Origin of the sequence: Amorphus orientalis (genome assembly GCF_030814015.1) — a bacterium.
Taxonomy (GTDB): Bacteria; Pseudomonadota; Alphaproteobacteria; order Rhizobiales; family Amorphaceae; genus Amorphus; species Amorphus orientalis.
This window is the reverse complement of the sequence record NZ_JAUSUL010000004.1, coordinates 1-13,672: the sequence shown is the minus strand read 5'-3', so window position 1 is coordinate 13,672 and position 13,672 is coordinate 1. Positions and strand designations below refer to the sequence as shown.

Sequence of the window (13,672 nt, the reverse complement as noted above, 5' to 3'; positions counted from 1 at the left end):
GAAGAGTACAGGGTCTGTTCAGATGTCGTCTTTGGTTTCAAGGGTCGCTGCGGCGACCACGGTGTTGCTCGTCGCCAGCCTGCCGGCCGCGGCGCAGGAGGTCCGGGATCTGGACCGGGCTCTGACAGGAGCGGTCGAGGCAGGCGAATTGTCGGGGTTGCATGCCGCGTTCGTGGCGCACGACGGCGAGGTTCTGGCCGAGGCCTATTTCTCGGGTGAGGACCAGCGCTGGGGCGAGCCGATCGGCATGCGCACGTTCGGGCCGGATGAACTCCACGATCTGCGGTCCGTGACGAAATCGGTCGTGGGCATTCTGTACGGCATTGCCCTGTCGGAAGGGAAAGTGCCGCCGGTCGATGCGCCCCTGATCGCCCAGTTTCCCGAGTACGCCGATCTTCTCGACGATCCGCAGCGCGCGTCGATCCGGATTGAAGATGCGCTGTCCATGACGATGGGGACGGAGTGGAACGAGGACCTTCCCTACAGCGACCCGCGCAACAGCGAGGTCGCCATGGAAATGGCCGACGATCGCTACCGGTTCGTGCTCGACCGCCCGATGGTGTCGAAGCCGGGCGAGGCCTGGACCTACAGTGGCGGGGCGACGGCGATCGTGGGCAAGCTGATTTCCGATGGCGTCGGCGAGCCGATCGACACTTATGCCGAGCGCGTTCTGTTCGCGCCCCTCGGGATTTCGAGCTTCGAATGGGTGCGGGGTGACGATGGCATTCCCTCGGCAGCCTCAGGCCTGCGGCTGACGCTGCCCGATCTTGCCAAGCTCGGCGAGATGATCCTTCAGGAGGGGCGTTATGACGGGCGCCAGGTGGTGCCCGCGGTGTGGCTGAAGGCTTCGATGACGCCCCACGCGGAGGTGCCGAGCGGGCTCCGGTACGGCTATTTCTGGTGGCTCGCTCCCTACGGAAACCCGCCGGCATGGGCCGCCGGTTTCGGCAATGGCGGCCAGCGCCTGACCGTCCAGCCGGACATGGGCGTTGTCGTCGCCGTCCTTGCGGGAAACTACAACCAGCCCGGCGACTGGCAGCTCCCGGTGAAGATCATCGAAGAGTACGTGGTGCCGGCCGTTCAGGCCCGCGGGAAGCCCTGACCTGCTGCCTCCGCGGGCGGACCGACTAGAACAGCCCGTCGATCCAGCCTTCCCGGCTGATCCCGATCTTCTCCGCCGCCGGATGGCTGGGCAGGCCCGGCATCGTCATGATCTCGCCGGTGAGCGCGACCACGAACCCGGCGCCGGCGGAAAGCCGGACCTCGCGCACCGGGATCCGGAAGCCCGTCGGCGCCCCGCGGGCGGCCGGATCGGTCGAGAACGAATACTGGGTCTTGGCCATGCACACCGGCAGGTCGCCGTAGCCGGCCGCCTCGAAGGCGGCAAGCTGATCGCGCACGCGCTTGTCCGCGACCACGTCGTCGGCACGGTAGACCTTCTGGGCGACCGCCCGGATCTTGTCCAATAGCGGCATGGCATCGGGATAGATCGGCTGAAAGTCGGCGGTTCCGGCCTCCACCAGCCCGACCACGGCATGGGCCAGCGCCTCGGTGCCGGCGGACCCCTTCGCCCAGTGCTCGCACAGGACGGCTTCCACCTCCATCGTGGCACAGGCTGTCTTCACCGCCTCGAATTCCGCCTGGGTGTCGGCGGAAAACCGGTTCACCGCGACCACGACGGGGACGCCGAACCCCTTCTTCACGTTCTCCACGTGGCGGGCGAGGTTGGCGCAGCCGCGCGACACGGCCTCCGCGTCCTCCTGGCCAAGCGCCTCCCGGCCGACGCCGCCGTGCATCTTGAGGGCGCGGATGGTGGCCACCACGACGGCCGCGTCCGGCTTCAGACCGCCCTTGCGGCACTTGATGTCGAAGAACTTTTCCGCGCCCAGATCGGCGCCGAAACCGGCCTCGGTCACCACGTAATCGGCGAGCTTAAGGGCGGTCTTGGTGGCGACCATGGAATTGCAGCCATGGGCGATGTTGGCGAACGGGCCGCCATGGACGAGGGCCGGGTTGTTCTCCAGCGTCTGCACCAGATTGGGCGCCAGCGCCTGGCGCAGGAGCACGGCCATGGCGCCATCGGCCTTGAGGTCGCGCGCCGTGACGGGCGTGTCGTCGGTGCGGTAGGCGACCACGATCTCGCCGAGCCGGCGCTCCAGATCGGCCAGATCCTCGGCAAGGCAGAAGATCGCCATGATCTCGGACGCCACGGTGATGTCGAAGCCGCTCTCGCGGACGACGCCGTTGGCCGTGCCGCCGAGACCGATGGCGATGTCGCGCAGCGCGCGGTCGTTCATGTCCATTACCCGGCGCCAGACGATCCGGCGCGGATCGATGCCCAGCGCGTTGCCCCAGTGGAGATGATTGTCGACCATTGCGGCGAGCAGGTTATGGGCCGTGGTGATGGCGTGGAAGTCGCCGGTGAAGTGGAGGTTGATGTCCTCCATCGGCACGACCTGGGCATAGCCGCCGCCCGCAGCCCCGCCCTTCATGCCGAAGCAGGGGCCGAGAGACGGTTCGCGCAGGCAGATCGTCGTCCGCTTGCCGATCCGGTTGAGGGCATCGCCGAGCCCCACCGTGGTCGTCGTCTTGCCCTCGCCGGCAGGCGTCGGGTTGATGGCGGTCACCAGCACCAGCTTGCCGTCCGGCCGATCCTTCAGCGACGCCGCGTAGTCGAGCGACACCTTCGCCTTGTCGTGACCGAACGGGACCAGGTTCTCGAATGGGATATCGAGCTTGGCGGCGATCTCCGCGATCGGGCGGCAATCGGCGGCGCGGGCAATCTCGAGGTCGGATTTCGCTGTCATCACTGGCCTGGTCGCTGGGGCGGGTGGACCTGTCTAGAACGAGGCTGCAATCCGCCACAACCCCGCGGGCACCCGGAAGCGCACCGGTTGCGCCGGGCCCGGGATGGTCGGACCAGCGCGGCATGGTCGATTCTCGCGTTGCAGTGGCGATACGCGCAAACTACATTTGATAAGATTTAGCGATTCTGGCCAGCTTTCGTGGGGCGACATCGGAAGCAGAGAGCCGGTGGGCCATGGATACCCGAGCGCGCCAGTCACGGACGATTGTCTTCTTACTGCTGCCGAACTTCTCGATGATCGCGTTCGCGACCGCGATCGAGCCCTTGCGTCTGGCCAATCGGCATCTGGGCTATCCCTTCTATCGCTGGCGCATCATCTCCGAACACGGCGGCACCGAGACCGCCAGCAACGGCTGCACGATCGCCGTGGAAAGCTCGCTCGCCGAGGAGCGCAAGCACACAGGCTCCGAGCGGCCGGACATGGTGTTCGTCTGTTCCGGCATCGGCGTGGAGACGCTGGACACCCGCAACGTGCGGCCCTGGCTCCGGCAGCTGCGCACCGCCGGCGTGACGGTCGGCGGCCTGTGCACCGGCGCCTGGGTGCTGGCCGAGGCGGGGCTTCTGGACGGCAAGCGCTGCGCGATCCACTGGGAGACGCTGCCGGCCTTCTCCGAGCGGTTCCCGGAAGCCAACGTGTTCGCCGATCTCTTCGAGGTCGCCGACAACATGTACACCTGCGCCGGCGGGACGGCCGCGCTGGACATGATGTTCTCGCTGATCAACACCGATCACGGCGAGGGGGTGGTCAACCGGATCTGCGAACAGTGCCTGGCGGACCGGGTGCGCAATCCGCACGACCGCCAGCGCCTGCCGCTGCGCGCCCGTCTCGGCGTTCACAACACCAAGCTTCTCTTCATCATCGAGCTGATGGAAGCCAACATCGACGAGCCGCTCTCGCTCGTCGACATCGCCGGCTATGTCGGCCTGTCGCGCCGGCAGATCGAGCGGCTTTTCCGCACCGGGCTCGGCATGTCGCCGGCGCGCTACTATCTGGAGGTCCGGCTGGACCGGGCGCGGCACCTGCTCCTGCAGTCCAACATGCCGATCGTGGACGTGGCGATAGCCTGCGGGTTCGTGTCCGCCTCCCACTTCTCCAAGTGCTTCCGGGAGATGTACGGCCAGTCGCCGGCCCAGACCCGGCTGGAGCGTGACACCGCCCAGATGGCGGCCGAGTAACTACGACCAACCTCCGACTCGCCTTTCCCGGCCTTTCCCCGTTAAGATGATGTTAACCAATGGCTTCGGGGTCGCTGCGAGGGAGGCACGGGATGAGGCGCGGATGGATGCTGGCGGCTGCGGCCGTCGTCGGGCTCGGGCTGGCGTCGACCCAGGCGGGTGCCAAGGAATTCTATGTCGAGGACAGCGCGCCCGGCGTCGAAAAGAAGTGCTACGTCAAGGCGTTCGTGCCCGCCAAGGTGCGCGTGAACACGGAGGGTCGGCTGGTCCGCCCCGCCAAGAAGCAGTGGGTGGTGCGCAAGGTCGGCGCCGTCGAGCAATGGGAGCTTGTGACACAGCCCGCCGTCTACGTGGAGACGCGCGAGGTGGTCGAACAGGCCCACTATACGCTCAGGCGTGTGGCCTGCGGCGCGCCGCCGGAGCCGGCCAAGAAGGCCCCCAACTGTTACGAGACCGGCGGCTCCCGGGTCATCTGCGAGCCGGACTGGACGCGGACGCGGAATTAGTCCGGATCTCGCCCGAAGCCGGCGGATTTTGAGAGCCAGGCACCGAGCCCCTCCGCGCCAGTAGACGGAAGCGCCTGATGGCCCGCGAATTCGATCCTCTCGTCGGCATCTGCCGCTGCGGGCGCACGCGCTTTCAGGTGAGCGCGCCGCCGCTGATCACCGCCGCATGCCACTGCCGCGGGTGCCAGCGGATGAGCGCAAGCGCCTTCTCGCTGACCGCGATGGTGGCCGCGACCACCTTCCGGGTGCTGGAGGGCGAACCGGTTCCGGCCGGCGTGCAGGGCAACGGGCTCGCCCATTTCTGCTGTCCGCACTGCAAGTCCTGGATGTTCACGCGCATCGACGGCGTGCCGGAGTTCGTCAACGTGCGCCCGGCCATGATCGATGATCCCGCCTGGTGCGTGCCTTTCATGGAAACGATGACGGCCGAGCGGCTGTCGTGGGCGCGCACGCCGGCGCGGCACAGCTACGAGAGGTTCCCCTCGATGGAGGACCTGCCGGGCCTGATGCAGGCCTTTTCCGATCACCTGGCGGTCAACGGCGGCGTGCCGTAGGTGCCGCCTGCTGGCGTTGATTTACGGCCCGCCGCGCCAGCGCTGCCAGAGCTTCTCGCCGATCAGGCAGTCGATCCGCGGTCCTTGCTCCAGGATCTGCTGGGCCGGAATCGTCTGTGGCTTTGCCCCCGCGATCTCCAGGATCAGCTTGCGCCGGATGGCGTCGGCGAACTCGTCCGCGCTCTTAACGACGACCATGAACGCGCCGAACCCGCCGATCACGCAGTCCTCGTAGTAGACGTCGAGATTGGTGATCTGGAAGAACGGATCGTAGGACGACCGCCGGATCATGATCGGCAGGCCGTTCACGGTGATGCCGGCCTCGATCAGCTTGTCGCGCTCCTCGGTGACCGGGGGGCCCATGTTGTTCGGGCCGTCGCCGGACATGTCGATGACGCGGCGGAAGCCTTCGTAGCCGTTGTCGTCGAACAGTGTGCCGGTGAACGCGAGCGCGCCGGAGATGGAGGTCCGCCTGAGCCGCCCGAGCGGGGCGGCGGCCAGCCGGGCGGCAAACGCTTCGGCGCTGTCGGGACCGTCCACCAGCGTCCACGGCACCACGACCTGCTGCAGTCCGGCGCCGGCCCATTCCACATAGGTCACCGCGATCCGGCCCCAGTCGCCGGCCTCGATGGCGGCGAGCACGTCGGGATGGAGGAAGGCGCCGACATAGCCCTGGCGCTGGAGAAGCTGCTCGTCGTGGTCCATGGACCAGGACACATCGACGGCAAGCACCAGCTCGATATCGACCACGTCCTCCACCTGCGCCACAGCCGGCGCGGCGGGGGCAAGCGCCGCAAGCAAGGCCATGGCCCGTCCGAATGCTCGCACCGGCACGCTCCTTCCGCTCGATCCCACCCCCGAACCATAGGCCGGTCCGCTCCATGCGCTCCGGCTCCCGAGAAGAGTAGGGCGGGGGAACGGCGATGGCGAGGTGAAAGGGCGTGCAGTCGGGGCGCAGGTTTGGGCGGGAGACATACAATCCGGCATTGTGATCACGCCGTGTTGCGTGTTTTCCGCGGGCCGCCGTGCTAGCTTTTCTCATGCAGGAGCAGCAGATCGGTCGAGGGAGGAGCGATCATGAAAGGTATCATGCCGAAACTGGCGGCATTGCCGTTTGTCCTCATGCTGGCGGTGCCGGCCGTCGCACAGGAGGACCCGGAGCGCCAGCCGCCCAACATCCTGGTGATCTGGGGAGACGACATCGGCTGGTCCAACGTGTCCGCGTACGGCCATCCGATCATGGGCTATGCGACGCCGAACATCGATCGGATCGCCGAGGAAGGCATCCTCTTCACCGATCATTACGCGCAGCCCTCGTGCACGGCCGGACGGGCCGCCTTCATCACCGGGCAGTATCCGATCCGCTCGGGCATGACGACGGTGGGTCAGCCGGGCTCGCCGCTGGGTCTGCAACCGGAAAGCCCCTCGCTCGCCGAACTCCTGAAGGCCGAAGGCTACCGGACCGGGCAGTTCGGAAAGAACCATCTCGGGGACCGCAACGTCCACCTGCCCACCAATCACGGCTTCGACGAGTTCTTCGGCAACCTGTACCACCTCAACACGCAGGAAGAGGCCGAACAGCGCGACTACCAGCGCTTCGCCGAAGAGTTCGCCGGATCGCTGGAAGCCTACGAGGCCCGCTACGGCACCCGGGGCGTGCTCCATACCTTCGCCACCGAGGAATTCGACGACACCGAAGATCCGCGGTTCGGCGTGGTCGGCAACCAGACCATCGAAGACACCGGTCCGCTGACCCAGGAGCGGATGAAGACCTTCGACACCGAGGAAGTCGTTCCGAGAGCCATCGCGTTCATGGAGGCCTCACTGGAGGCGGACGAGCCGTTCTTCGTCTGGCTCAACACCAGCCGGATGCACCTCTACACCCGGCTTCGGGAGGAATCGCGCTATCTCGCCGAGACCTACACCTTCGAGGACGACTACTACGGCAGCGGCATGATCGAGCACGATACCGATATCGGTATGGTTCTGGCGTGGCTCGACGACAACGGTCTGACCGACAACACCATCGTCTGGTACTCCACCGACAACGGACCCGAGCACTCCTCCTGGCCCCACGGTGGAACGACGCCGTTCCGCGGCGAGAAGATGACGACCTTCGAGGGCGGCGTCCGCGTCCCGTCGGTGATCCGGTGGCCCGCCGCTCTGCCGGCCGGCGAGGTTCGGACGGGGATCCAGGCCCACCAGGACATGTTCACGACCCTGGCAGCCGCCGCCGGCATCGAGGATCCCGCCGAGCGGGTCGAGACCGAGAAGGGTCAGTTCATCGACGGCGTCAACAATCTCGCCTACTGGCTCGGCCAGAGTGACCGGTCGGAGCGCAACCACATCTTCCACTACTATGAGAGCATCCTGACCGCCGTCCGGATGGGGCCGTGGAAGTTCCACTTCTCGACCAAGGAAGACTACTACGCGAACCTGGAGCCCAGGACCGCACCGCTGGTCTTCAACATCCGCTCCGATCCATTCGAAAGCTACGACAGCACCGACGCCTACGGGCACCTGATGCAGAAGGTCTCGTGGCTGATCCAGCCGATGTCGACGCTCATGGCCCAGCATCTCCAGTCGCTGGCGGAGTATCCGCCGGTCCAGGGCGGCACGTCCTTCGACATGTCGAACGTGGTGGAGGACTTCATGAGCAAGGGACTTCAGTGAGCCGTCAACGCGAAACGGCGGCCGGATAGGAGCCGGCCGCCGCTTTTTCAGTCTGCCCGGAGGAGGTCTCAGGCGCGCAGGCGCTGATTGTCCGGGTCGAACGGGGATTCGCCGACGACCGTCGCCATGTGGCGCTTGCCGAGGATGGAGATCTCCAGCTCGGTGCCGACCTCCGCGTAATCCGGCCGGACCATGCCCAGCGCGAGGCTCTGGTCGGTGCGCCAGCCGAAGCCGCCGGAGGTCGCCCGGCCGACCAGGTCGCCGTTTACGTAGATCGGCTCGTTGCCGCGGGCGTCGGCCTCGGACACGTCGTGGACCTGCATGGTGGCGAAGGCCCAGTCGAAGCCGCGCTGCTGGCGCTCCACCAGGGCTTCCCGGCCGATGAAGCTCGCCTTGTTGAGGTGCACGAACCGGTCGAGCCCGGATTCCAGCGCCGCGTACTCCACCGACAGCTCCCGGGGGATCAGCCGGTAGGACTTCTCGATCCGCAGCGCGTCCATGGCGCGGATGCCGAACGGGCGTACGCCGTGGGCCTTGCCCACATCCATGATCAGATCGAAGATGGTGTTCTGCATCTCGATCGGATGATGCAGCTCCCAGCCCAGCTCGCCGACGAAGTTGACGCGCAGCGCCTTGGCGGTGGCATGGCCGACATTGATGGTCTTGCCGGTGAGCCAGGGGAACGCCGCCGTCGACAGGTCGGTGTCGGTGAGCGCCTGCAGGATATTGCGGGATTCCGGCCCGGCCAGGACCAGCACGCCGTACTGGGTCGTCACCTTCTGCAGCATCACCGAGCCGTCGGCCGGCAGCAGCTTCTGCAGGGTGTCGAAGTCGTGCCGCTCATAGGCGCCGGCGGAGACCAGATAGAAGCGCTGGGGCCCTTCCCGGTAAATGGTGAACTCCGAGCGCACGCCGCCGGACGGCGTCAGAAGATGGGCGAGGCCGATGCGGCCGATCTTCTTCGGCAGCCGGTTGGCGACGAGGCTGTCGAGCCACGCTTCCGCGCCCGGCCCCCACACCTCGAACTTGGAGAAGGCGGACATGTCGAGGAGGCCGGCCTGCTCGTGCACGTGGCGGGCTTCCGCGCCGACCTGCTCGAAATAGTTGGACCGGCGGAACGACCACAGCTCCTTGATCTTGCCGTCGGCGGCGGGCTCGGGATGGTTGTGGTTGAGGATCACGTCGGGCTTGTCGAGGGCGTCGGGGGCGATCCCGAAGCCTTCCGGCGCGAACCAGTTCGGCCGCTCCCACCCGTAGACGGAGCCGAACACGGCACCGAGTTCCTTCATCCGGTCGTAGCAGGGCGCGCGCTTCAGCGGCCGGCCGGCCATGCGTTCCTCGTCCGGATAGTGGACGGTGAAGACGTTGGCGTAGGCTTCCTCGTTCTTCTCGCGCAGATAGCCGCGGGTCGCGTGCGGGCCGAACCGGCGCGGGTCGACGCCCATCATGTCGATGGTCGGCTCGCCTTCCACGATCCACTCGGCCAGCTGCCAGCCGGCGCCGCCGGCGGCGGTCACGCCGAAGGAGTGGCCCTCGTTCAGCCAGAAGTTCTTCAGATCCCAGGCCGGGCCGACGATCGGCGAGCCGTCCGGGGTGTAGGCGATGGCGCCGTTGTAGACCTTCTTGATGCCGACCTCGCCGAAGGCGGGAACCCGGGCGATCGCGGTCTCGATATAGGGCATCAGCCGGTCGAGATCCTCCTGGAAGAGCTCGTACTCGGACTGGTCGGAGGGAGCGTCGACATAGCAGACCGGCGCGCCGACCTCGTACGGCCCAAGCAGCAGGCCGCCTGCTTCCTCGCGCATGTACCAGGAGGAATCCGCCTCGCGCAGCACGCCCATCTCCGGCAGGCCCTGTGCCTTGCGCGCCTTGATGGCCGGATGCGCCTCGGTGACGATGTACTGGTGCTCCACCGGGATGACGGGAATGTCGAGACCGACCATCTCGCCGGTCTTGCGGGCGAAGTTGCCGGTGGCCGAGATCACGTGCTCGCAGGTGATGTCGCCCTTGTCGGTCTTGACCAGCCATTCGCCGGTGCGGGTCTGCTCGATGCCCAGCACGGTCGTGTAGCGATTGATCTCCGCGCCGTAGGCGCGGGCGCCCTTGGCCAGCGCCTGGGTCAGGTCGGCTGGCTGCACGTAGCCGTCGTCGGGATGCTGGATGCCGCCGAGCAGGCCGTCGGTCTCGCAGAGCGGCCAGATCTCCTTGATCTGGTCCGGCGTCAGGATCTTCACGTCCACGCCGATCGTCTCCGCGATGCCGGCGTAGTACATGAACTCGTCCCAGCGGTCGCGGGTGCGGGCGATGCGGATGTTGGAAACGCGGCGAAGGCCGACGTCCTGGCCGGTCTCCTCCTGGAGCTTCTCGTAGAAGTCGACGGAGTATTTGTGGATCTGGCCGACCGAGTAGGAGACGTTGAACAGCGGCAGAAGCCCGGCCGCGTGCCAGGTCGAGCCGGAGGTCAGCTCCTTGCGCTCGATGAGGACGGAATCGCTCCAGCCTTTCTTGGCCAGATGGTAGAGGGTCGAGACCCCGACCACGCCTCCACCGACGACCACTGCGCGCGCGTGGGTTCTCATGATAACGACTCCTCTCGTGGCCCGCGCCGCTAGGCGGCGGATAATCCCCGTCCGTCTCGATCAGTTCGAAGCTGTGCAGCGCCGTCGGTTGCTTGGGAGGGCCCGATCCGAGGCTGTCCGATTGCCACTATGGGGAACTCGCGCGGGCGCCGATCCCATGGATGCGACAGCCATGTCGGTCTGCGACGACATCCGGGGCCGCTCGTGTCGGTTTTGCGTGCGCTCCGGGTGATCTGGCGCAAGGACACGGGTCGTCAAAAGAGCGAAGCTTGGCGCTTCCCGCAGCCCGTTTTGCGAGGCGCTCCATGGTGTCCGCCCAGCCGAAGTCCATCGCCCTGATCCAGGGCCACCCGGACCCCGATCCAGGCCATCTCTGCCGGGGACTGGCCGATGCCTATGAAGGAGCGGCGCGGGACGCCGGCCACGCCGTCACCGTGATCGACGTGGCGCAACTGGACTTCCCGATGCTGCGCTCTCCGGCGGAGTTCGACGAAGCGCCGGTGCCGCCCGGCCTGGTTGCGGCGCAGAAGGCGATCCTGGCGGCCGACCATCTCGTCGTCGTGTTTCCGCTGTGGCTGGGCACGCTGCCGGCGCTGACCAAGGGCTTCTTCGAGCAGGCGCTTCACCGCAAGGACTGGTTCGACACGGGCAACGGCTCGGGGTGGCCGAAGGGGCGGCTGAAGGGCAAGTCGGCGCGCATCGTGGCGACCATGGGCATGCCGGCTCCGGTGTTCCGGATCTGGTTCGGCGGCCACGGCACGAAGTCGTTCGAGCGCAGCATCCTCGCCGTCGTCGGCGTCCGTCCGATCCGCGAGACCCTGTTCGGCATGGTCGAGGCAGCCTCGCCGGAGCGGCGCGCCAAGTGGCTCGAGACGATGCGCACCCTCGGCGAAAAGGGAGGCTAGGTCGTCCCGCCGCCGCCGGACCTCGTTTGGTTTGATCCCGGCGCGAAATGCGGAAGAGCGCATGCGGATGAAGCTGCCGCCAGCGACGACATCGCCGGTGCTACCAGGGAGCACGGATCCCAAGTCCTGCTTGTCCCGGAGAGCGTTACGCCTGCGGGAGGAGCTCGGCGCGGACGGCGAGCCAGGCGACGAACGTCTCCGCGTCGCGGCACGCCCGTGGCGGTGATAGGGCGACATAGGAAAGGCCGGACGGGTGGAACCCGAACGGGGCGACGAGGCGGCCGGCGGCCAGGTCGTCGCGGATCAGCACGTCCGGGGCGATCGCTGCCCCCAGACCGGCGGTCGCGGCCTCCAGCATGAAATAGAAATGCTCGAACACGCGGCCGCCGTCGGGGTCGGGCAGGCCGGTTTGCCGACACCAGTCGGGCCAGGCGTCCGGCCGGGTGCTGGTGTGCAGCAGCGGGACATCGAGCACCGTTCCGGCCTCGACGAGGGGCAGCAGTTTCGGGCTGAGCACCGGGCCGACCCGGTCGGGAAAAAGCTCCAGCACGGCGCCGTCGGGCCAGGGGCCGGCGCCCACCCGGATTGCGACATCGAAGCTGTGGCGGGAAAAGTCGACCGGTCCGTGGTCGGCCGTCAGGCGGATCTCGATCTCCGGATGCTCGGCCTGGAAATGGACGAGCTGTGGGATCAGCCAGCGCATCGCCAGCGTGCTGGTGCAGGACACGTCGATCACTCGGCGTTCCCGGGCGACGATCCGCTCGATCGCGGTCTCGATCCCGTCGAAGGCCTCGGTGAGCGCCGGTTGCAGCGCAAGTGCCGCCTCGCTTGGGGCGAGCCTGTTGCGCGGACCTTCGAACAACACGACGCCGAGCATGTCCTCCAGGCCGCGCACCTGGCGACTGATCGCGCCATGGGTGACGCCGAGCTCGTCGGCGGCCAGCCGCATCTGGCCGTGCCGCATGGTCGCCTCGAAGGCCCTGAGGGCGGTGAGGGGAAGGGTGCCGCGCTTCATGTGATTTTTTATCACATATTTCCGGAAATATCGTTGTTTTTCCAACGGTCCTTCATCCGCGATAAGGCGTCATGGCACATGACATCGAGCGGCGAGGCGGGGGCTGAGGGATGGAGAACCACGTCTTCGCAGCGGTGCTCCTTGCCGCCTTCTTGCACGCGGGCTGGAATTCGCTGGTCAAGGTCGGGCTCGACCGGGCAACGACGATGCTGCTCCTGACGGTCGGGCAGGCAGCGATCGCGCTGCCGCTTCTTCCCTTCGTGGATCAGCCGGACCTGGCCGCCTGGCCCTGGATCGTTGCCTCTGCCGTCCTCCATGTCGGCTACAAGCTCTTTCTCGTGCGCGCCTACACCCACGCCGACCTGAGCCAGGCCTATCCGATGGCGAGAGGCACCGCGCCGTTGATTGTCACGGTGGTATCGGCGCTCTTTCTCGGGGCCCGGTTCGATGCGCTGGCGCTTGCCGCTGTGCTGGCGATCTCGGCCGGCATTCTGACCCTTGCGCTCAACCGCTCCGGGCTCGGCCGAATGCAGGGCAGGGCGCTCGCCTACGCGCTGGGGACGGCCTGCTTCACCGCCGCCTACACCCTGGTCGACGGTGTCGGCGCCCGGGTCGCGGAGACCGCCTCGGGCTACATTCTGTGGATGTTCGTCGGCGATGCCGCGCTGATGGTGCTCTATGCGCTGGTAACGCGCGGAGATGCGGCCTTCTCCGGCCTGCGCGCATCCTGGAAACCCGGTCTCGGCGCAGGGGCGATGTCGGTTGCCTCCTACTGGATCATCGTCTGGGCGTTCACACAGGTGCCGATCGCGCTGGTCGCGGGGCTTCGGGAATCGAGCATCCTGTTCGCGACCCTGATCGCGGCGTTCGTGTTGCGCGAGCCCGTCTCACGCAGCCGGTGGGCCTCGGTCGGCCTGATCGCCGCCGGCGTCGTGCTTATGAAGCTCTGAGGGCGGGCCCCGAAACGCAAAGCGCCCGGCCGACGAAGCGACCGGGCGCGGAGTTAAGGGGGACAGAATGCCTTGTCCTCCCGGATTTGCGCAGCCAGCGCGCAAGTGCGCGCCGGCCGGAGGCCGCCCCCGCGGAGACGCCGCGCGTCGCGCGACTGTCGTGAGCGGTTGTCCTGACGCAAATCCGGACGGAAAACCGGTACCCGATCTTCCTAGATTTGCGCAGCCAGCGCGCAAGTGCGCGCCGGCCGGAGGCCGCCCACGCGGAGCCGCGAGCATCGCGAGCTGGCGTGAGCGGTTATTCTGACGCAAATCCGGACGGAAGACCGGTTCCCACTTTTCCTGGATTTGCTCAGCCAGCGCGCAAGTGCGCGCCGGCCGGAGGCCGCCCACGCGGAGCCGCGAGCATCGCGAGCTGGCGTGAGCGGTTATTCTGACGCAAATCCGG

The 13,672-nt window shown here is 67.2% G+C and carries 11 protein-coding genes; 7 read left to right on the top strand and 4 right to left on the bottom strand.

What is annotated here, in order from left to right; all coding sequences use genetic code 11:
- Positions 1–22: 22 nt before the first annotated feature.
- On the top strand, positions 23–1,102 hold the full coding sequence (locus tag J2S73_RS17000) for a serine hydrolase domain-containing protein (RefSeq protein WP_306886838.1): 1,080 nt from the start codon (positions 23–25) through the stop codon (positions 1,100–1,102).
- 25 nt (positions 1,103–1,127) lie between these two features.
- Here J2S73_RS17000 and J2S73_RS16995 read toward each other — a convergent pair whose 3' ends face one another.
- The gene (locus tag J2S73_RS16995; protein WP_306886837.1) at positions 1,128–2,810 is read right to left on the bottom strand and encodes a formate--tetrahydrofolate ligase; all 1,683 of its coding nucleotides are present in this window, start codon (positions 2,808–2,810) and stop codon (positions 1,128–1,130) included.
- A 230-nt stretch (positions 2,811–3,040) separates the two neighbouring features.
- Here J2S73_RS16995 and J2S73_RS16990 point away from each other — a divergent pair, with 230 nt between their 5' ends.
- The 3 genes from J2S73_RS16990 to J2S73_RS16980 all read left to right on the top strand — a co-directional run bounded on the left by J2S73_RS16990 (position 3,041) and on the right by J2S73_RS16980 (position 5,102).
- Positions 3,041–4,042 carry a GlxA family transcriptional regulator gene (locus J2S73_RS16990; RefSeq protein ID WP_306886835.1) on the top strand — a complete coding sequence of 334 codons (1,002 nt, stop codon included), beginning with the start codon at positions 3,041–3,043 and terminating at the stop codon, positions 4,040–4,042.
- Between the two features lie 92 nt (positions 4,043–4,134).
- Positions 4,135–4,548 carry a hypothetical protein gene (locus J2S73_RS16985; protein WP_306886834.1) on the top strand — a complete coding sequence of 138 codons (414 nt, stop codon included), beginning with the start codon at positions 4,135–4,137 and terminating at the stop codon, positions 4,546–4,548.
- Between the two features lie 77 nt (positions 4,549–4,625).
- Positions 4,626–5,102, top strand: a complete 477-nt coding sequence (locus tag J2S73_RS16980; RefSeq protein WP_306886833.1) for a GFA family protein — start codon at positions 4,626–4,628, stop codon at positions 5,100–5,102.
- A 21-nt stretch (positions 5,103–5,123) separates the two neighbouring features.
- On the opposite strand, the gene J2S73_RS16975 is transcribed toward J2S73_RS16980, so the two are convergent.
- Positions 5,124–5,909 (bottom strand): DUF1194 domain-containing protein, encoded by a 786-nt coding sequence (locus J2S73_RS16975; protein WP_306886832.1) that lies wholly within the window; start codon positions 5,907–5,909, stop codon positions 5,124–5,126.
- Between the two features lie 270 nt (positions 5,910–6,179).
- On the opposite strand from J2S73_RS16975, the gene J2S73_RS16970 reads away from it, so the two are divergent.
- Positions 6,180–7,775, top strand: a complete 1,596-nt coding sequence (locus J2S73_RS16970) for an arylsulfatase (RefSeq protein ID WP_306886831.1) — start codon at positions 6,180–6,182, stop codon at positions 7,773–7,775.
- Between the two features lie 68 nt (positions 7,776–7,843).
- Here J2S73_RS16970 and J2S73_RS16965 read toward each other — a convergent pair whose 3' ends face one another.
- Positions 7,844–10,354, bottom strand: coding sequence for a GcvT family protein (locus tag J2S73_RS16965; protein ID WP_306886830.1), 2,511 nt, complete (start codon positions 10,352–10,354; stop codon positions 7,844–7,846).
- Between the two features lie 305 nt (positions 10,355–10,659).
- On the opposite strand from J2S73_RS16965, the gene J2S73_RS16960 reads away from it, so the two are divergent.
- Complete coding sequence (locus J2S73_RS16960; RefSeq protein ID WP_306886829.1) at positions 10,660–11,259, top strand: NAD(P)H-dependent oxidoreductase; 600 nt, start codon at positions 10,660–10,662, stop codon at positions 11,257–11,259.
- A gap of 145 nt (positions 11,260–11,404) precedes the next feature.
- On the opposite strand, the gene J2S73_RS16955 is transcribed toward J2S73_RS16960, so the two are convergent.
- Positions 11,405–12,274 carry a LysR substrate-binding domain-containing protein gene (locus J2S73_RS16955; RefSeq protein ID WP_306886828.1) on the bottom strand — a complete coding sequence of 290 codons (870 nt, stop codon included), beginning with the start codon at positions 12,272–12,274 and terminating at the stop codon, positions 11,405–11,407.
- Positions 12,275–12,384: 110 nt separating this feature from the next.
- On the opposite strand from J2S73_RS16955, the gene J2S73_RS16950 reads away from it, so the two are divergent.
- The gene (locus J2S73_RS16950) at positions 12,385–13,224 is read left to right on the top strand and encodes an EamA family transporter (RefSeq protein ID WP_306886827.1); all 840 of its coding nucleotides are present in this window, start codon (positions 12,385–12,387) and stop codon (positions 13,222–13,224) included.
- The last annotated feature ends 448 nt before the right edge of the window (positions 13,225–13,672 follow it).